Here is a 19,408-nt window from a genome sequence, read left to right as displayed (position 1 = left end):
ATCAGGCAAAGAAGCTCAGAAGCGTATTAATGACCGTGCGTTGGTTAACATCAGGCAGGTTGTAGAACAGCGGCAAGCGCACCAGCCGCTCGCTTTCTGCGGTGGTGAAGCGGTCTTCCCCGGCGAAACGGCCAAACTGTTGCCCGGCCGGGCTGCTGTGCAGCGGGATATAGTGGAACACCGTCATGATCTCCGCCTCTTTCATGTAGGCGATCAAGGCGTCACGCTCCGCGATGTCCCGCAGCTTGATGTAGAACATGTGGGCGTTGTGCACGCAACTGGCCGGAATGGCAGGCAGCGAAATGCGGCCCTGTTTTGCCAGCCGTGACAGCGCCTCGTAATAGTTCGTCCAGAGCAGCAGGCGGCGCTGGTTGATGCGGTCAGCCGCTTCCAGTTGCGCCCAGAGATACCCGGCCTGCAGGTCAGACATCAGGTAACTGGAGCCGATGTCCCGCCAGGTGTATTTGTCGACCTGGCCGCGGAAGAACTGGCTGCGGTTGGTGCCTTTTTCACGGATGATCTCGGCCCGCTCAATCAGCGCGCGATCATTGATAAGCGTCGCGCCGCCCTCACCGCCTGCGGTGTAGTTTTTGGTTTCATGGAAGCTGAAGCAGCCGATGTGGCCGATGGTGCCGAGCGCTTTGCCTTTGTATTTCGACATCACGCCCTGGGCGGCATCTTCCACCACGTACAGGTGGTACTTTTCTGCCAGCGCCATGATGGTGTCCATTTCACAGGCCACGCCCGCGTAGTGCACCGGCACGATGGCGCGGGTGTTCTCAGTGATTGCCGCCTCGATTTTGGTTTCATCAATGTTCATGGTATCCGGGCGGATATCCACAAACACGATTTTCGCGCCGCGCAGCACAAAGGCGTTGGCAGTCGAGACAAAGGTGTAGCTCGGCATGATCACTTCATCACCCGCTTTGATGTCGAGCAGCAGCGCGGCCATCTCCAGCGACGCGGTGCAGGACGGGGTGAGCAACACTTTCGGGCAGCCAAAATTCTGTTCAATCCACTGCTGGCAGCGGCGGGTGTAGCCGCCGTCGCCGCACAGTTTGCCGCTGCTCATGGCAGACTGCATGTAATCAATTTCAGTGCCCACTACCGGTGGCGCATTAAATGGAATCATAGGATCACCTGTACAACCAAAATGAAGTGGCCGCCACTGACGCACCACTGCCAATATAGAGACGCATTGCCGCGACGTTTCCGCTCTGGGTCGCCACGTGCAGGTGTGAACGCTGTTCTGCCCGGCACCACTGTTTTGCTGCCTGCATCAGGCACTTGCCCACGCCGCGCCCGGCGGCACCCGGCCAGGCGGCCAGCAAACCGATGCGCGCGTCATGTTCGCCCGTCCGCCGCAGGGTGACAAACCCCTGTGGCCGTTGCTGCTCATCCTCCGCCAGCAGGCAAAGGTGGTCAAAGCTGCCGCGCACCGCGTTGGTGACCCACTGGGCATAGAAGCGGCCGCTGTCCTGCGGCAGGTACCAGGGCGCACGGAACCGGCTGAGGGCAAAAGCGGTGGCCGCGGCCTGTTGCAGGGCGGGAATATCCGCCTCATTGGCAGGCCGGAGGGTCAGTGAATGGGAGGGCGCGGCATCATCCGGCGCGACGGCCAGGGTAAAATCGACTTCCCCTTCCGCCAGGCGGAACCCCAGCCCGGCCAGCCCATCGGCCAGCGGCAGATCGGCGGCCGCAATTTTGGCCTGCACAATCTGGTAAGCATCCAGCCGCTCGCCGGTCAGCGGCGCGGCTTGTGCCGTGAAATGAAGCTTTGCGCTGGTGCGCTGGAAGAAATCACTCTCCCAGGCCAGCGGCTCAATATTGGCGTGGACGCGCATGTAACAGATCCAGCAGGTATTTGCCGTAGCCGGTTTTCGCCAGCGACTGGGCAGCGCGGCGGATCGCCTCGTCATCCAGCCAGCCGTTGCGCCAGCCAATCTCTTCCAGACAGGCAATTTTGAAGCCCTGGCGTTTTTCCACCGTCTGCACGAAGCTGCTCGCCTCGATCAGGCTGTCATGGGTGCCGGTATCGAGCCAGGCGAAGCCGCGCCCCAGCAATTCCACCGTCAGTTCACCGCGGTCCAGGTACATCTGGTTAATCGAGGTGATCTCCAGTTCGCCGCGCACCGACGGTTTTACCTGTTTGGCGAACTCGACCACCTGCGCATCATAGAAATAGAGGCCGGTCACCGCCCAGTTGGAACGCGGTTTGACCGGCTTCTCCTCCAGCGACAGGGCGCGGAAGTTCTCGTCAAATTCCACCACACCGAAGCGCTCCGGGTCCATCACCTGATAGCCGAACACCGTGGCACCGCGCTCACGCGCCGCCACATTTTTCAGTTTCGGGCTGAACGCCTGGCCGAAATAGATGTTGTCGCCCAGCACCAGGCAGGTAGGCTCGCCGTTGATGAATTCTTCACCAATCAGGAACGCCTGCGCCAGCCCGTCCGGGCTGGCCTGCACCTCATACTGCAGGCGGATGCCGAACTCTTCGCCGCTGCCCAGCAAACGCTGGTAAGAGGCCATATCCTCCGGCGTGGAGATAATCAGGATGTCGCGGATACCCGCCAGCATCAGCACCGACAGCGGATAGTAAATCATCGGCTTGTCGTAAATCGGCAGCAGCTGTTTGGATACGCCGCGGGTGATGGGGTGAAGCCGGGTGCCGGAGCCGCCCGCCAGAATAATGCCTTTCATATGCTCTCCAGTCCCGCCTCGGCGGGGAATCGTTCAGCCCTAAACGCTCCGGGGAGGTGCGGCTCAGCGCCACACCCCTTTGGTATCCACAATCCACGGCTGGCGGATGTCCGCCGCCGGAATGGCGTTAAATACCTGATGGTCTACCAGCATCACCACCACGTCCGCACGCTGCAACGCCTCATCGAGGCCCACCAGCGTGGTGTGGCCGGTCAACGCGGGCGGCAGGTGGTCAACATGCGGCTCGACGACCAGCGTGTCGCCGCGGTGCCATTCAGCGATCATCTTCGCGACTTCCACCGCCGGGCTTTCGCGCAGGTCATCAATGTTGGGTTTGAACGCCAGGCCAAAGCAGGCGATGGTCACCTCTGAGGCGCGCTGGTCATTGGCGGCCAGGCAATCCGCCACGGCAGCTTTGACCTGCTCCACCACCCAATGCGGTTTGCTGTCATTCACTTCACGCGCAGTGCGGATAAGCCGCGCCAGATCCGGGTTCTGTGCCACGATAAACCACGGGTCAACCGCGATACAGTGGCCGCCGACACCGGGGCCGGGTTGCAGGATGTTGACGCGCGGGTGGCGGTTCGCCAGCCGGATCAGCTCCCAGACGTTGATGCCCTGTGCAGCGCAGATCAGTGACAGCTCATTAGCGAAGGCGATGTTCACATCGCGGAAGCTGTTTTCGGTGAGTTTGCACATCTCTGCGGTGCGCGCGTTGGTTTCCACGCACTCCCCTTCCAGGAAGATGTTGTACAGCGCGCTGGCGCGGGCGGAACAGGCGGGCGTCATGCCGCCGATCACCCGGTCATTCTTGATAAGCTCCACCATCACCTGCCCCGGCAGCACGCGCTCCGGGCAATAGGCGATGTTGACGTCCGCCTGGTCACCTGCCTGCTGCGGGAAGGTCAAATCCGGGCGTGAGTCCGCCAGCCAACCGGCCATCTGCTCAGTGGCACCCACCGGCGAGGTGGACTCGAGGATCACCAGATCGCCCTTTTTCAGCACGGTGGCGATGGCGCGGGCCGCGGCCTCGACATACACCATGTCGGGCTGATGGTCGCCTTTAAACGGGGTCGGCACCGCGATCAGGAACGCATCGGCGGGCTGCGGGGCAATCACCGCGCGGAGGTACTTCTCCTCCACGGCGCGTTTGACCACCACATCCAGATCCGGCTCGACGATGTGAATCGCGCCGCGGTTGATGGTTTCCACCGCGTGTGGGTTGATGTCCACACCGATCACGTTTTTCTGGCGGGAGGCAAAGGCCGCCGCCGTCGGCAGGCCGATGTAGCCCAGGCCGATCACAGAGATAGTTTCAAAACTCATGGCTTCACCTGATGGGTCTTTAATGCGTGAAGAATACGCTGGCAGGCGTGTCCGTCGCCGTAAGGGTTATGCGCCCGGCTCATGGCGTGATATTCGTTTTCATCGTTCAGCAGGCGGGTCACCTCCTGCACGATTTTTGCCATGTCAGTGCCGACCAGCCGCACGGTGCCGGCGTCCACGGCTTCCGGGCGCTCTGTGGTATCGCGCATCACCAGTACCGGTTTGCCGAGCGACGGGGCTTCTTCCTGAATGCCGCCGGAGTCGGTGAGGATCAGGTAGGCGCGATCCATCAGATAGACAAACGGCAGGTAGTCCTGCGGTTCAATCAGGAAAACGTTGCCGATGCCGCTGAGGATGCGGTTAACCGGCTCGCTGACATTCGGGTTGAGGTGCACCGGGTAGACCACCTGCACATCCGGGTGCTGGCGGGCAATCTCGGCCAGGGCGGTACAGATACGCTCAAACCCGCCGCCGAAGCTTTCGCGCCGGTGGCCGGTTACCAGTATCAGTTTCTTGTTATTGTCTAAAAAGGCGTAGCGCTGGGCCAGCTCCCCGACCAGCGCCGCGTTACCGAGGATGCGGTCACGCACCCACAGCAGCGCGTCAATCACCGTATTGCCGGTGACCACGATGCGGTCTTCCGGTGTGGACTCGCTCAGCAGGTTGCGGCGCGAATTCTCCGTCGGCGCAAAGTGCCAGGTGGCGAGGGTGCCGGTAAGCTTGCGGTTGGCCTCTTCCGGCCAGGGGGAAAAGAGATCGCCGGTGCGTAACCCGGCCTCCACATGGCCGACCGGGATGCGCTGGTAAAACGCCGCCAGGCTGGTGGCCATGGTGGTGGTGGTATCGCCGTGCACCAGCACCACGTCCGGCCGGAACGCCTCCAGCACCGGCTTCAGCCCCTCAAGGATGCGGCAGGTGATTTCGGTCAGCCCCTGGCCGGGACGCATAATGTTGAGATCAAAATCGGGTTCAATATCGAACAGACGCAGAACCTGATCCAACATCTCACGATGTTGAGCCGTTACGCATACTTTTGCTTCAAAGGCCTCATCCTGGGCCAGAGCGTGTACCAGCGGGGCCATTTTAATGGCTTCCGGGCGGGTGCCGAAAACAGTCAACACTTTCACAGCGAATCTCTTTTAAGTCGTGGGGACGCGGCCCGCGGGTGCCTGGCGCGTCCGTTTATCGTTCAGTTAAGCCCGTCGGCGCACCAGAGCAATTCCCGCGCCGATCAACGCTCCCACAACGCCCCACATTACCATCAGGAATGCGCGGCGCGGGCTATCACGCGTCACCGGCTCCTCCGGTGTACGCAGATAGCGATAGGTCTGGAATTTTGCATCTAACGTCGGCCCTACGTTGAGGGTCGATAACATGGCCCGGTTCTGATCGTAACTGATGTCATAACTCGGGCCGGACGCCTGTAAAGACTCCAGGCGGGCCTGCAACATGGGCGTGCCCAATAAAAACATGTCGGAATCCGGCAACTGCTCAGCCGGGGTATCCGTCTGGCTGCGGCTGATGTTTTGCTGGCGGGCAATTTTCAGCGCCTGCTCCACGCTGTTCAATGCACGCTTATACACGGCCGCGGCCACGGCTTCCTGGCGTTTGACCTGCGCCAGCATCGAGACGGTGCGCGCTGCCCACGCCCCCTGCAATTCATCGTTCAGGTGTTGCACTGCCCGCTGGCTGGCAAAAGCCACATACTGACGCAACAGCGTATTGGCATCCACGGCGGTTTCTGCCGTGAGTTTCACATTGTCATTCAGGAATTTTTTATCATCACGCGGGGTGAACTGGATGGTGCTAATCAGCCTGTCCAGTAACGCCGCATCCGCTTTGACATCATTTTCCTGACGTTGTTTGTAATAATCCGTTTGCAACCAGAAATCGCGGCGCGTGTCATACGCCGCCAGTTGCATAATGAATTCATTATAGGCTTCATCTGAGATCGAAGGCTGCTCACCCAACGGCGCAACGGCGGCCCGCATATCGAGGTTACGCAGGAACTGCTGCTGCGAATAGTAACCGCCCAGGTTATTGACCGTCGGCCGGTCAGTGATGGCCGTGGTGCTCCACTTTTGTACCATCAGATAAGAGACGCCCAGCGCCAGCGCGGCAAACAGCAAAGCCAGCCCGATAATCCAGCGTTTGCCGCGCCACAGCGCACAGCACAGCCCGCGGATATCCAGTTCATTTTCTACAGGGTGTGTCTTGGAAGTCGCTAACGTCTCAGATTTCATCACTGCCGGAACACCTCGGGTTAAGATACGTGCTTATTGATCGTGGAGCGGCGCATACGGCGCTTGATACGTTTGATAAACCGGGCAACGCGCCAGGCGCGTTTGATGCAGTAGCCATACAGCAGAAACGCCAGCAGGAACAGCAACAGCATCATCCATTCCGGCACAAACACCAGCCGTTCACCAATCACCCCGATCGCCGCCAGAATGGCCGCGGCCAGCGTAATCAGCACGAACGCCTGCCGGGAAGAGAACCCGGCGCGCATAATCAGGTGGTGGATGTGCTGGCGGTCCGGCGAGAAGGGGCTCATGCCCTTGCGCAGGCGGCGGTACATGATGGCGATCATGTCCATCAGCGGGATGGCAATCAGCCACAGCGCCGTGACCGGGTTCATCGGCGGGGTTGGCCCCTGGGTGCTCTGCATCAGGATCCAGATAGCGGTAAAGCCAATCAGCGTGCTGCCGGCATCCCCCATAAACACCTTATAACGACGGCCCAATGCGCCGAGGTTAAGCAGGATATAGGGGATGATGGCGGCAATCATCGCGAAGCACCAGAGCGCCAGATCGACATGCCCGGCCTGATAGACCAGGATGCCCATCGCCCCGAAGGAGACGCAGGAAAGCCCGCCCAGCAGGCCGTCAATGCCGTCCACCATGTTGAAGGCGTTGATCGCCGCCCACACGGCAAACAGCGTGACCAGATAACCAAACGGCCCCAGCACCATCTCCCACGGCCCCAGGATATGCCCCAGGCTTTTCAGCGTCAGCCCGGCGAACACCATCATGGCGATACCGACCAGCGCCTGCACCAGCGCACGGATTTTCACGCTGATGTCATAGCGGTCATCCAGCGCACCGACCAGAACCAGCACACCGGCGCAACTCAGGTACAGCAGGGAATGGGGGATATGGAAATCGGAAATCAGGAAGGTAAAACAGATACCGGCGAAAACCGAAATGCCGCCGACCAGCGGGATCAACCCCTGATGACGTTTACGGTAGTTAGGTTTATCAACGAGACCAATTTTCTTCGCGACTTTACGGGCAGCAAATAAAAAACAGAAGGAAAACAGGAAGATAAAGAGAAGATCAGTACTCATAGTGAGTAGATTCACAGTTAACAGCTCTCTGCAAAATGATAAGGCACTTTGGTTTGCAACCTGGCAATGTCATAAACCCTCGCGGCCTTACAGTCCTATCCTATGGTGACAGTTATGGTTGTGGCGTGTCAAAAACCTTACGGATTGCGCTGCGTGCTCACCCGGAAAATCCATTAACTTAGAAAAACAGTCACTAAAACGCCATCCGTCATTATCTGAATATGACATTCATGAAACTTTTAATGGCTTATCGTAACTATCAAAAGCAAAAAACGCCACGACTTAGCGTGGCGTTCCCCGAGTTTTACAGAATTATGAGCGCTTCATCATGTCGAAGAATTCATCATTCGTTTTGGTCATCGCGAGTTTATTAATGAGGAATTCCATCGCGTCGATTTCACCCATCGGGTGAATAATCTTACGGAGGATCCACATTTTTTGCAGTTCTTCCTGCGTGGCCAGTAACTCTTCTTTACGCGTACCGGAGCGGTTGTAATCAATCGCCGGGAAGACACGTTTTTCAGCAATTTTACGCGCCAGGTGCAGTTCCATGTTACCTGTACCTTTAAATTCTTCGTAAATCACTTCGTCCATCTTCGAACCGGTATCGACCAGCGCGGTGGCGATGATGGTCAGGCTGCCGCCCTCTTCCATGTTACGTGCCGCACCGAAGAAGCGTTTCGGACGGTGCAGGGCGTTGGCGTCCACACCACCGGTCAGCACCTTGCCGGAGGCCGGCACCACGGTGTTGTAGGCACGCGCCAGACGGGTGATGGAGTCGAGCAGGATGATCACGTCTTTTTTGTGCTCAACCAGGCGCTTGGCCTTCTCGATCACCATTTCCGCAACCTGTACGTGACGGGAAGCCGGTTCGTCGAAGGTCGACGCAACCACTTCACCTTTCACCAGACGCTGCATCTCGGTCACTTCTTCCGGGCGCTCGTCAATCAGCAGCACCATCAGCACGCAGTCCGGGTGGTTATAGGCGATGCTCTGCGCAATGTTCTGCAGCAGCATGGTCTTACCGGCTTTCGGCGGTGCCACGATCAGGCCACGCTGGCCGCGGCCAATCGGGGAGGCCAGGTCCAGCACGCGTGCGGTGATGTCTTCGGTGGAACCGTTGCCGCGTTCCATACGCAGACGGGAATTGGCATGCAGCGGGGTAAGGTTTTCGAACAGGATTTTGTTGCGGGCGTTTTCTGGTTTGTCGTAGTTGACTTCGTTAACTTTCAGCAGCGCGAAATAACGCTCACCCTCTTTCGGGGGACGAATCTTACCGGAAATGGTGTCACCGGTACGAAGGTTAAAGCGGCGGATTTGGCTGGGAGAAACGTAGATGTCATCAGGACCGGCGAGGTAGGAGCTGTCTGCAGAACGGAGGAAGCCGAAGCCATCCTGCAATATCTCCAGTACGCCGTCGCCGAAGATATCCTCACCACTCTTCGCATGTTGCTTAAGAATGGAGAAGATAATGTCTTGTTTGCGCATACGGGCCAGGTTTTCCAGCCCCATATTTTCGCCGAGAGTAATCAGCTCAGAAACCGGCGTGTTCTTTAATTCGGTAAGATTCATAATGGTGGGTTCTTAAACTCGGGGTATGTCTCGAACTTTGTCGTGAATGGTATGGCAGCGAATTCCGTGCCTGTTTACTGGCATTCAATCTCAGTGCGTTTTATCTGAAGAGAGACCGTGAGCAAAATTACGGTATTCATGAAAATGTGGCAGACTGAGAACGAAAATGCCTAAATGATTTTAGCAAAACCGTGTGACTGTTAAATGCATCGTAAGTTTCGTGCTGGTGAAGAATAACGTGATGTTATTGCCGCGCAGAAAGCGATGCGTTCAACACAGAGCAAACCCGGAAGGTTCAGGATCTACACTGTTTTAGGATTCAAACTACTTTAGGATTCAAACTACAGGTAAGTTCTATATGCAGTAGAAGTAAACTTAACACGCTTCTTTGCAGGCGTCTAGCGGCCAACGTGAATTTCACATTCCCCGCTAAACACCTGGCTTATCGGACGTCCGTGCCGATTACATATTGGCGGTCAGGAACTCTTTCAGCTGACCTTTAGACAGCGCGCCCACCTTGGTGGCAGCGACTTCACCGTTCCGGAACAACAGCAGGGTCGGGATACCGCGGATGCCGTATTTCGGCGCGGTTCCTGGGTTGTCATCGATGTTCAGCTTGGCGATGGTCAGCTTGCCGTCAAACTCTTGCGCAATTTCATCCAGAATCGGAGCAATCATCTTACAAGGACCACACCACTCTGCCCAGAAATCGACCAGAACCAGCCCCTCGGCTTTCAGCACATCGGTGTCGAAACTGTCGTCAGTCAGGTGAATAATTTTATCGCTCATGTTTTACTCCAAAGGATTATGTCTACCTAGTTGATGTAGCATTAACCAACATTAGGTTGACTTTATTTCACCGGATACGCTTTCGTAAAGCAATAGTTAGCTGATATTCTACCACACTATGAGCAAAACACACTTAACCGAACAGAAGTTTTCCGACTTCGCCCTGCATCCGCTCGTCGTAGAAGCCCTTGAAAAGAAAGGCTTTCACAACTGCACGCCTATTCAGGCGTTAGCACTGCCGATTACCGTCTCCGGACGGGACGTCGCGGGTCAGGCGCAAACCGGTACCGGCAAGACGCTGGCGTTTCTGGCGTCTACTTTCCACTATTTATTGTCGCACCCGGCTGACGCCAACCGTCAGACCAACCAGCCGCGCGCCCTGATCATGGCACCGACCCGTGAGCTGGCCGTCCAGATCCATGCGGATGCGGAAGCGCTGGCCCAGGTGACCGGCCTGAAACTCGGCCTGGCCTACGGCGGTGATGGCTACGACAAACAGCTCAAAGTGCTGGAGAGCGGCGTTGACATCCTGATCGGTACGACCGGCCGCCTGATCGACTACGCCAAGCAGAACTACATTAACCTGGGCGCTATTCAGGTTGTGGTGCTGGATGAAGCTGACCGCATGTTCGACCTCGGCTTTATTAAAGACATCCGCTGGCTGTTCCGCCGGATGCCGCCGGCTGACCAGCGCCTGAACATGCTGTTCTCCGCCACCCTCTCCTACCGGGTGAAAGAGCTGGCGTTCGAGCATATGAACAATGCGGAATCCATTGAAGTGGAACCGGAACAGAAAACCGGCCACCGCATTCAGGAAGAGCTGTTCTATCCGTCGAACGAAGAAAAGATGCGCCTGCTGCAAACGCTGCTGGAAGAAGAGTGGCCGGATCGCTGCATTATTTTCGCCAACACCAAACACCGTTGTGAGGACATCTGGGGCCACCTGGCTGCGGACGGTCACCGCGTCGGCCTGCTGACCGGCGACGTTGCCCAGAAAAAACGCCTGCGTATTCTGGATGATTTCACCAAAGGCAACATCGACATCCTGGTGGCGACAGACGTCGCGGCGCGCGGCCTGCACATCCCGGCGGTGACGCACGTCTTTAACTATGACCTGCCTGACGACTGCGAAGACTATGTGCACCGCATCGGCCGGACCGGCCGCGCCGGGGCCAGCGGCCACTCCATCAGCCTCGCCTGTGAAGAGTATGCGCTGAACCTGCCGGCGATTGAGGCCTATACCGGCCACAGCATCCCGGTGAGCAAATACAACAGCGATGCGCTGCTGACCGGCCTGCCGGCACCGAAACGCCTGGCCCGTGCCCGTACCGGCAACGGCCCGCGCCGCAACGGTTCCGCACCGCGCCGTAACAACGGGGCGCCCCGTACCAACCGTAAACGTCCGGGCTAATCACGATGCTCAGCTCCTCCCTCTATGCCGCCATCGATCTGGGCTCCAACAGTTTCCATATGTTGGTGGTGCGGGAGGTGGCGGGCAGCATCCAGACGCTGGCACGGATCAAACGCAAAGTCCGGCTGGCCGCCGGGCTGGGCCATGATAACCGGCTGTCACCCGAGGCGATGCAGCGCGGCTGGCAGTGCCTGAAACTCTTCTCTGAACGCTTGCAGGACATCCCGCGCGATCAGGTGCGGGTAGTGGCGACTGCCACGCTGCGGCTGGCGACCAACGCGGATGAGTTCCTGGAGAAAGCGCAGGCGATCCTGGGCTGCCCGATTCAGGTCATCACGGGGGAAGAAGAGGCGCGCCTTATCTATCACGGCGTGGCACACACCACCGGCGGCCCGGATCAGCGCCTGGTGGTCGACATCGGCGGCGGCAGCACCGAGCTGGTGACCGGCACGGGCGCGCAAGCCACCGCCCTGTTCAGCCTGTCGATGGGTTGCGTTACCTGGCTGGAGCGCTATTTCGGCGACCGCACTCTGGGCAAAGCGAATTTTGACCGGGCTGAAGAGGCCGCGCTGGCAATGATTGCGCCGGTGGCCGGGGCGCTGATGGCGAAAGGCTGGCAGATTTGCGTCGGGGCGTCCGGCACGGTGCAGGCGTTGCAGGAGATCATGGTGGCGCAGGGCATGGATGAACACATCACCCTGCCCAAGCTGCAACAGCTGAAGCACCGCGCCATCCAGTGCGGCAAGCTGGAGGAGCTGGAAATTGAGGGGCTGACGCTTGAGCGTGCGCTGGTGTTCCCCAGCGGCCTGTCGATTCTGATCGCCATCTTTAAAGCGCTGAACATCGATACCATGACGCTGGCCGGCGGCGCGCTGCGTGAAGGGCTGGTGTACGGCATGTTGCACCTGCCGGTGGAGCAGGACATCCGCCACCGCACGCTGCGCAATGTGCAGCGCCGCTACCTGCTGGACAGCGACCAGGCTTCACGCGTGGCCCAGCTGGCAGAAAGTTTTGCCCTGCAACTGGAACAGGACTGGCAACTGGATGCGCGCGCGCGCGAACTGCTCAACAGCGCCTGCCTGATCCATGAAATCGGCCTCAGTGTGGATTTCCGCCAGGCCCCGCAGCATGCCGCTTACCTGATCCGTCACCTTGATCTGCCCGGCTTTACCCCGGCGCAGAAAAAGTTGTTGGCGACGCTGCTGCAAAACCAGAACAGCACCCTCGACCTCACGCTGCTTGACCAGCAAAACGCGTTGCCGCCGCGTCAGGCTCAGCGCCTCTGCCGGCTGTTACGGCTGGCGATTATCTTTGCCAGCCGCCGCCGCGATGACACCCTGCCGGCGGTGCGCCTGCAGGCTGACGGGGACGCGCTGTTGGTACAGGTGCCGCAAGGCTGGCTGGAGCAGCACCCGCTGCGGGCCGAGGAGCTGGAGCATGAAAGCCACTGGCAGAGTTATGTCCATTGGCCGTTAACGGTAGAAGAGGTGGCGTAACGCCTGCTCAGCAAAAAGCCCGGCAAGCCGGGCTTTTTGCTGTCTGTCATGGGCGATCGCGCCGGGGGTGAGGCGTGGCCGCGTCAGCCGCCGCGCGCTTTTGCCAGCATTTCACGGATATTGGCCAGGCTGGACTGCCCTTTTTGCATCCGCTCCTGCGCGCTCACCACTTTTCGCTCGGTTTCCCACGCCAGATCGTCCTGCGGCAACTCCAGCAGAAAACGGCTCGGCTCCGGGCGCACCAGCTCGCCATACTGACGGCGTTCGCGGCACAGGGTAAACACCAGCTCTTTTTGTGCGCGGGTAATGCCGACGTACGCCAGGCGGCGCTCTTCGTCCACATTCTCTTCATCAATACTGCTCTGGTGCGGCAGCAGGCCCTCTTCCATGCCGACCAGAAAGACGTAAGGGAACTCCAGCCCTTTGGAGGCGTGCAGCGTCATCAGCTGAACCTGATCCGTCTCCTCATCGCTTTCGCCGCGCTCCATCATGTCGCGCAGGGTAAAGCGCGTCACCACCTGCGCCAGCGTCATCGGCTCGTCGAGGTCGGTGCCTTCGAGCATTTCAGTCATCCAGCTGAACAGCTGGTTCACGTTCTTCATGCGCATTTCGGCAGCTTTCGCGCTGGGCGACGTCTCATAAAGCCAGCTTTCGTAGTCGATGCCGTGGATCAGGTCACGCACCGCGGCCACCGGGGTGCGTTCGGCCAGATCGGCAATCCCTTTCAGCCAGTGGGTAAAGCGCTGCAACGATTCCAGCCCGCGCCCGGTCAGGTACTGGCCCAGCCCCAAATCGAAACTGGCGGCAAACAGGCTTTTATTGCGCTGGTTGGCCCATTCGCCCAGTTTTTGCAGCGTCGCCGGGCCGATTTCCCGTTTCGGCGTATTGACGATGCGCAGGAAGGCGCTGTCATCCCCTTCATTGGTCAGGATGCGCAGATAGGCGAGCAAATCTTTAATCTCCGGCCGGGAGAAGAATGAGGTGCCGCCGGAAATGCGGTACGGGATGCGGTTTTGCATCAGCATCTTTTCAAACAGCCGCGACTGGTGGTTACCGCGGTAGAGAATCGCATAGTCGCTGTACTGGGTTTTCCGCACGAAGCGGTGGGCGATCAGTTCCCCGACCACCCTTTCCGCCTCGTGATCTTCATTATTGGCGGTCACCACTTTCAGCGCCTCGCCGTAACCCAGTTCTGAGAACAGGCGCTTCTCAAACACGTGCGGGTTGTTGGCGATCAGGATATTGGCCGCTTTCAGGATGCGCCCGGTGGAGCGGTAATTCTGCTCCAGCTTGATCACCTGCAACGCCGGGAAATCCTCTTTCAGCAGCACCAGGTTCTGCGGCCGCGCGCCGCGCCAGGAGTAAATCGACTGGTCGTCATCGCCCACCACGGTAAAGCGCGCGCGGTTGCCCACCAGCAGCTTCACCAGTTCATACTGGCTGGTGTTGGTATCCTGGTATTCATCCACCAGCAGGTAGCGGATGCGGTGCTGCCAGCGTTCGCGCACCTCTTCATTGCGTTGCAGCAGCAGCGTCGGCAGCAGGATCAGGTCGTCAAAGTCCAGCACGTTGCAGGCCCGGAGGTGATCGTGGTACAGGCCGTAACAGTGGGCGAACAGCTTTTCGCGCTCGGATCGCGCCAGGCCTGCTGCGCCTTGTGGATCGACCAGATCGTTTTTCCAGTTTGAGATCGTGGAGATCAATTGCTGGAGCAGGGTCTTGTCGTTTTCCAGCCATTTTTCGGTCAGTTCTTTCAGCAGCGCCAGCTGATCCTGATCGTCAAACAGCGAGAAATTGGATTTCATGCCGAGTGCGGCATATTCACGTTTAATAATCTCCAGCCCCAGTGTATGGAAAGTAGAGATCATCAGCCCGCGCGCCTCCTTGCGGCCCATGGTCTGGGCGACACGCTCTTTCATCTCGCGCGCGGCCTTGTTGGTAAAGGTCACGGCAGCAATCTGGCGTGCCTGATAACCACACTCACGGATCAGGTGGGCGATTTTGTTGGTGATCACCCGGGTTTTACCGGAGCCGGCCCCGGCCAGAACCAGACAGGGTCCTGTGACAAATTCGACGGCGTGTTGTTGGCTGGGGTTTAATCGCATGGCGCTATTTTGCTCAAGAGATGGACGGGCGGCGATTGTATCAGAAAGGCGGGCGGAGATTGACCGCCTTTACTTTCGGATTCTCGTGCAGTAAACCGGCAGGTTGTCCACATCCGGCGCGGCGGGTGGTAAAGTAGGCCCTGACATTCATTTCGTAAAAAAGGCTTTATTATGGCGAATACTGCGTCTGCACTGCATATCCTGGTCGATACCGAACAACAGGCCTACGACATTCTGGATAAACTGGCGCAAGGTGCCGACTTCCAGGAGCTGGCCCGCAAGCATTCTACCTGCCCGTCCAAGCGCGCCGGCGGCTCGCTGGGTGAATTCCGCAAAGGCGACATGGTGCCGGCGTTTGACAAAGCGGTGTTCAGCTGCGAATTGCTGAAACCTTACGGGCCGGTCAAAACCCAGTTTGGTTACCACATCATTAAGGTGCTGTACCGCAACTGACCGGCGGCGGCAGGCATAAAAAAGGGCGACATGATGTCGCCCTTTTCTGTTTGCGCCGTGGTTAGCCGGCGACGGCGATGCGTTTCATGTCCGTCATGTAACCACGCAGTTTGCGGCCCACCGATTCGATCGGGTGGTTGCGGATCGCTTCGTTGACGTCACGCAGTTGCGCGTTGTCTACCGCGGTGCCGGCCACCGAGGTGCCCAGATCGCCGGTTTGCAGCGAGGCCATGAATTTCTCTTTCAGCAGCGGTACGGCTGCGTTGGCGAACAGGTAGTTGCCGTACTCGGCGGTGTCGGAGATCACCACGTTCATCTCATACAGGCGCTTGCGGGCCACGGTATTGGCGATCAGCGGCAGCTCGTGCAGCGATTCGTAGTAAGCGGATTCTTCAATGATCCCGGCATCGACCATGGTTTCAAACGCCAGCTCAACCCCGGCTTTCACCATCGCGATCATCAGCACGCCGTGGTCGAAGTACTCCTGCTCATCAATTTTGCCCTCTTGCTGCGGCGCATTCTCAAACGCGGTCGCGCCGGTCTCTTCACGCCAGGTCAGCAGTTTCACATCGTCTGCCGCCCAGTCCGCCATCATGCCGCTGGAGAATTCGCCGGAGATGATGTCATCCATATGTTTCTGGAACAGCGGTGCCATGATGCCTTTCAGCTGTTCAGACAGCGCATTGGCACGCAGTTTCGCCGGGTTGGAGAGGCGGTCCATCATCAGGGTGATGCCGCCCTGCTTCAGCGCTTCGGTGATGGTTTCCCAGCCGAACTGAATCAGTTTTTCTGCGTAGGCCGGGTCAGTGCCGTCTGCCACCAGTTTGTCAAAGCAGAGCAGCGAACCGGCCTGCAACATGCCGCACAGGATGGTCTGCTCACCCATCAGGTCAGATTTCACTTCGGCCACAAAAGAGGATTCCAGCACGCCGGCGCGGTGGCCGCCGGTCGCGGCAGCCCACGCCTTGGCGATCGCCATGCCTTCACCTTTCGGGTCATTTTCCGGGTGAACGGCGATAAGCGTCGGTACGCCAAAGCCGCGTTTGTACTCTTCACGCACTTCGGTACCGGGGCACTTCGGCGCCACCATCACAACGGTGATGTCTTTACGGATCTGCTCACCCACTTCCACGATGTTGAAGCCGTGGGAGTAGCCCAGTGCCGCACCCTCTTTCATCAGCGGCTGTACGGCTTTGACGACCGCGCTGTGCTGTTTGTCCGGGGTCAGGTTAACCACCAGATCAGCCTGTGGGATCAGCTCTTCATAGGTGCCGACCTTGAAGCCGTTTTCTGTCGCTTTACGCCAGGAGGCGCGTTTTTCGTTAATCGCTTCCTGACGCAGGGCATAGGCGATGTCCAGGCCGGAGTCGCGCATGTTCAGGCCCTGGTTAAGGCCCTGTGCACCACAGCCCACAATCACCACTTTTTTCCCTTTCAGGTAGCCGGCTTCGTCGGCAAATTCGTCGCGGGACATAAAGCGACATTTACCCAATTGGGCCAGCTGCTGGCGCAGGTTCAGGGTGTTGAAGTAATTAGCCATGGTCAGACTCCGTTTGATGTTGTGTTCGCTGTTTTTTTCACTTCCCCCTCTCTGTGGGGGGGAATTCGTTGAAATCCACTATAGGCTATGCCGCGCATTGCTTAAATTGATATATTACGAATCTGTCATTGCATAAACTGCAACATGTGACCGCCTTCACACCCCTGCCAGGAGCCTGACAACTGCCCTATGGATATCCGTGACCTGAAACTGTTCCTGCACCTGACTGAAAGCCGCCATTTCGGCCGCACCGCCAAAGCGATGCATGTCAGCCCGTCCACGCTGTCACGCCAGATCCAACGTCTGGAGGAGAGCATCGGCCAGCCGCTGTTCCTGCGCGACAACCGCACCGTGCAACTTACCGATGCCGGTGAACAGGTGCGCGGGTTCGCCCAGCAAACGTTGCTGCAATACCAGCAGTTGCGCCACGCGCTGGGGCAGAAAGGGCCGACGCTGACCGGCGAGCTGCGGCTGTTCTGCTCAGTGACGGCGGCCTACAGCCACCTGCCGCCGATCCTTGATCGCTTCCGTGCCAAATACCCGTTGGTAGAAATCAAGCTGACCACCGGCGACGCCGCCGACGCGGTACAGAAGGTGCAATCCAACGAGGCCGACCTCGGCATTGCCGGGCGGCCGGAAGCACTGCCCACCAGCATCGGCTTTACCAAAATCGGCGAGATCCCGCTGGTGCTGATCGCCCCGGCGCTGCCGGGCGCAGTGCGCAGCCAGGCCTCAGAGCCGCAACCTGACTGGTCACAGATTCCGTTTATCCTGCCGGAACATGGCCCGGCACGCCGCCGCATCGATTTATGGTTCCGCCGCCACCACATCACCAACCCACAGATTTACGCCACAGTGTCAGGGCATGAGGCGATTGTGTCGATGGTGGCGCTGGGGTGCGGCATTGCGCTGATCCCGGACGTGGTGCTGGATAACAGCCCGGAGCCGGTGCGCAGCCGCATCTCGGTGCTGGACCATATTTCGCTGGTCGCACCGTTTGAACTGGGGGTTTGCGTGCAGAAAAAACGGCTGAGCGAAACGCTGATTGAGGCGTTCTGGGGGCTGCTGTAAGCCAAAAAAAACGGGCCGCCTGAGCGACCCGTTTATGCGGTTAAGCCATGCTAGCCCGCCAGGAAAAAGCGGAACGACGGGTTGTTGGTTTCGTCGTGGCAGTCGTAGCCGAGCGCCGTCAGGTGGCGGTCAAATTCCGGCTCCTGCTCACCCAGCTCAAACGCCGCCAGTACCCGGCCGTAATCTGTGCCGTGGCTGCGGTAGTGGAACAGTGAGATGTTCCAGTGGGTGCCGAGGGTATGCAGGAATTTCAGCAGTGCGCCCGGTGATTCCGGGAATTCAAAGCTGTAAAGGCGCTCGCGCAGCGGTTTGCTTGGGCGGCCGCCGACCATGTAGCGCACATGCAGCTTGGCCATTTCATCATCTGAAAGATCCACCACCTTGTAGCCACCGGCGCTGAGATCGTCGAGGATCTCCTGCCGCTCCAGAGAGCCGCGCGTCAGCCGCACCCCCACAAAAATGCAGGCATTATCGGCATCGGCATAGCGGTAGTTGAACTCCGTGACGGAACGGCCGCCGAGCAACTGGCAGAATTTCAGGAAGCTGCCCTTCTGCTCCGGGATGGTCACCGCCAGCAGCGCTTCACGCTGCTCGCCCAGTTCACAACGCTCAGAGACATAACGCAGGCCGTGGAAATTGAGGTTGGCCCCCGACAGCACATGCGCCAGCCGCTCGCCCTGAATATTGTGCTGCTGCACATATTTCTTCATCCCGGCCAGCGCCAGCGCGCCGGACGGCTCGGCAATCGCCCGCACATCCTCGAACAGATCTTTGACTGCGGCGCAGATGGCGTCACTGTCAACGGTGATCACATCGTCGAGATACTCCCGGCAGAGCCGGAACGTCTCATTGCCGATGCGCTTCACTGCCACCCCTTCGGCAAACAGCCCGACGCGCGGCAAATCCACCGGTTCCCCGGCATCCAGCGCGGCGCGTAAACAGGCGGAGTCCGCCGCTTCCACGCCAATCACTTTGATCTGCGGCATCAGTTGTTTGATCAGTACCGCGACACCGGCCGCCAGCCCGCCGCCGCCCACCGGCACGAACACCCGGTCGAGGTGTGCGTCCTGTTGCAGCAATTCCATCGCCAGCGTGCCCTGCCCGGCAATCACCGCCGGGTGGTCAAACGGCGGCACAAAGGTCATGCCCTGCTGTTGCGACAGCTCAATCGCCCGCGCTTTGGCCTCGTCGAAATTAGCGCCGTGCAGCAGTACCTCGCCGCCGAAGCTGCGCACCGCGTCCACTTTAATGTCGGCGGTCGCTACCGGCATCACAATCAATGACTTAATCCCGCCACGTGTGGCGGAGAGTGCCACGCCCTGCGCATGGTTACCGGCCGAGGCCGTTACCACGCCGCGCGCTTTCTGTTCCTGCGTCAACCCGGCGATCATCGAATACGCGCCGCGTAACTTGAAGCTGTGTACCGGCTGGCGATCCTCACGTTTCACCAGCACGGTATTGCCCAGCCGGGCGGAAATTTTGTCCATCACCTGCAAAGGGGTGACCTGCGCCACTTCATAGACCGGTGCGCGCAGCACCGCCCTCAGGTATTCCGCGCCGCACGGGGCATCGGGCAAAGGTTGTGATACCGCCATG

Annotated in this window: 16 protein-coding genes; 4 read left to right on the top strand and 12 right to left on the bottom strand. The window is 59.0% G+C overall.

The features are described from left to right. Position 1: 1 nt before the first annotated feature. The 9 genes from rffA to trxA all read right to left on the bottom strand — a co-directional run bounded on the left by rffA (position 2) and on the right by trxA (position 9,736). Positions 2–1,132 (bottom strand): dTDP-4-amino-4,6-dideoxygalactose transaminase, encoded by a 1,131-nt coding sequence (gene rffA, locus CYR52_RS15875; protein ID WP_072931279.1) that lies wholly within the window; start codon positions 1,130–1,132, stop codon positions 2–4. Positions 1,133–1,136: 4 nt separating this feature from the next. Beyond that, a complete protein-coding gene (rffC, locus tag CYR52_RS15870; RefSeq protein WP_101828921.1) occupies positions 1,137–1,844 on the bottom strand; it encodes a dTDP-4-amino-4,6-dideoxy-D-galactose acyltransferase in 708 nt (235 codons plus the stop codon). Beyond that, the gene (gene rfbA, locus CYR52_RS15865) at positions 1,822–2,703 is read right to left on the bottom strand and encodes a glucose-1-phosphate thymidylyltransferase RfbA (RefSeq protein ID WP_101828920.1); all 882 of its coding nucleotides are present in this window, start codon (positions 2,701–2,703) and stop codon (positions 1,822–1,824) included. The genes rffC and rfbA overlap by 23 nt, the downstream gene beginning before the upstream one ends. Positions 2,704–2,766: 63 nt before the next feature. Continuing rightward, a complete protein-coding gene (gene wecC, locus CYR52_RS15860; protein WP_072931274.1) occupies positions 2,767–4,029 on the bottom strand; it encodes a UDP-N-acetyl-D-mannosamine dehydrogenase in 1,263 nt (420 codons plus the stop codon). Next, positions 4,026–5,156: a non-hydrolyzing UDP-N-acetylglucosamine 2-epimerase gene (gene wecB / locus CYR52_RS15855; RefSeq protein ID WP_072931272.1), complete on the bottom strand. Its 1,131-nt coding sequence runs from the start codon at positions 5,154–5,156 to the stop codon at positions 4,026–4,028. The genes wecC and wecB overlap by 4 nt, the downstream gene beginning before the upstream one ends. A gap of 66 nt (positions 5,157–5,222) precedes the next feature. Then, positions 5,223–6,272, bottom strand: coding sequence for an ECA polysaccharide chain length modulation protein (gene wzzE, locus CYR52_RS15850; RefSeq protein ID WP_072931271.1), 1,050 nt, complete (start codon positions 6,270–6,272; stop codon positions 5,223–5,225). Positions 6,273–6,292: 20 nt separating this feature from the next. Then, a complete protein-coding gene (wecA, locus tag CYR52_RS15845) occupies positions 6,293–7,390 on the bottom strand; it encodes a UDP-N-acetylglucosamine--undecaprenyl-phosphate N-acetylglucosaminephosphotransferase (protein ID WP_101828919.1) in 1,098 nt (365 codons plus the stop codon). A 297-nt stretch (positions 7,391–7,687) separates the two neighbouring features. Then, the gene (gene rho, locus CYR52_RS15840; protein WP_072931267.1) at positions 7,688–8,947 is read right to left on the bottom strand and encodes a transcription termination factor Rho; all 1,260 of its coding nucleotides are present in this window, start codon (positions 8,945–8,947) and stop codon (positions 7,688–7,690) included. Between the two features lie 462 nt (positions 8,948–9,409). After that, complete coding sequence (trxA, locus tag CYR52_RS15835; protein WP_072931266.1) at positions 9,410–9,736, bottom strand: thioredoxin TrxA; 327 nt, start codon at positions 9,734–9,736, stop codon at positions 9,410–9,412. 118 nt (positions 9,737–9,854) lie between these two features. Between trxA and rhlB the strand changes: the two genes are divergently transcribed. After that, positions 9,855–11,147, top strand: a complete 1,293-nt coding sequence (gene rhlB, locus CYR52_RS15830; protein WP_072931264.1) for an ATP-dependent RNA helicase RhlB — start codon at positions 9,855–9,857, stop codon at positions 11,145–11,147. Between the two features lie 5 nt (positions 11,148–11,152). Beyond that, positions 11,153–12,643: a guanosine-5'-triphosphate,3'-diphosphate diphosphatase gene (gene gppA, locus CYR52_RS15825; RefSeq protein WP_072931262.1), complete on the top strand. Its 1,491-nt coding sequence runs from the start codon at positions 11,153–11,155 to the stop codon at positions 12,641–12,643. Positions 12,644–12,726: 83 nt separating this feature from the next. On the opposite strand, the gene rep is transcribed toward gppA, so the two are convergent. Then, complete coding sequence (gene rep, locus CYR52_RS15820; protein WP_072931260.1) at positions 12,727–14,748, bottom strand: DNA helicase Rep; 2,022 nt, start codon at positions 14,746–14,748, stop codon at positions 12,727–12,729. Positions 14,749–14,919: 171 nt separating this feature from the next. Between rep and ppiC the strand changes: the two genes are divergently transcribed. Further along, a complete protein-coding gene (gene ppiC / locus CYR52_RS15815) occupies positions 14,920–15,201 on the top strand; it encodes a peptidylprolyl isomerase PpiC (protein WP_072931258.1) in 282 nt (93 codons plus the stop codon). 61 nt (positions 15,202–15,262) lie between these two features. On the opposite strand, the gene ilvC is transcribed toward ppiC, so the two are convergent. Beyond that, positions 15,263–16,741 (bottom strand): ketol-acid reductoisomerase, encoded by a 1,479-nt coding sequence (gene ilvC / locus CYR52_RS15810; RefSeq protein WP_072931255.1) that lies wholly within the window; start codon positions 16,739–16,741, stop codon positions 15,263–15,265. 189 nt (positions 16,742–16,930) lie between these two features. Between ilvC and ilvY the strand changes: the two genes are divergently transcribed. Further along, entirely contained in the window at positions 16,931–17,812 is an 882-nt protein-coding gene (gene ilvY / locus CYR52_RS15805) for an HTH-type transcriptional activator IlvY (RefSeq protein ID WP_072931253.1), read from the top strand. A gap of 50 nt (positions 17,813–17,862) precedes the next feature. Here ilvY and ilvA read toward each other — a convergent pair whose 3' ends face one another. Beyond that, complete coding sequence (gene ilvA / locus CYR52_RS15800) at positions 17,863–19,407, bottom strand: threonine ammonia-lyase, biosynthetic (protein WP_072931252.1); 1,545 nt, start codon at positions 19,405–19,407, stop codon at positions 17,863–17,865. Position 19,408 lies beyond the last annotated feature (1 nt).

Source organism: Chimaeribacter arupi (assembly GCF_002858805.1).
In the GTDB taxonomy this organism is placed as follows: Bacteria; Pseudomonadota; Gammaproteobacteria; order Enterobacterales; family Enterobacteriaceae; genus Chimaeribacter; species Chimaeribacter arupi.
This window is presented reverse-complemented; position numbering and strand designations above follow the sequence as displayed.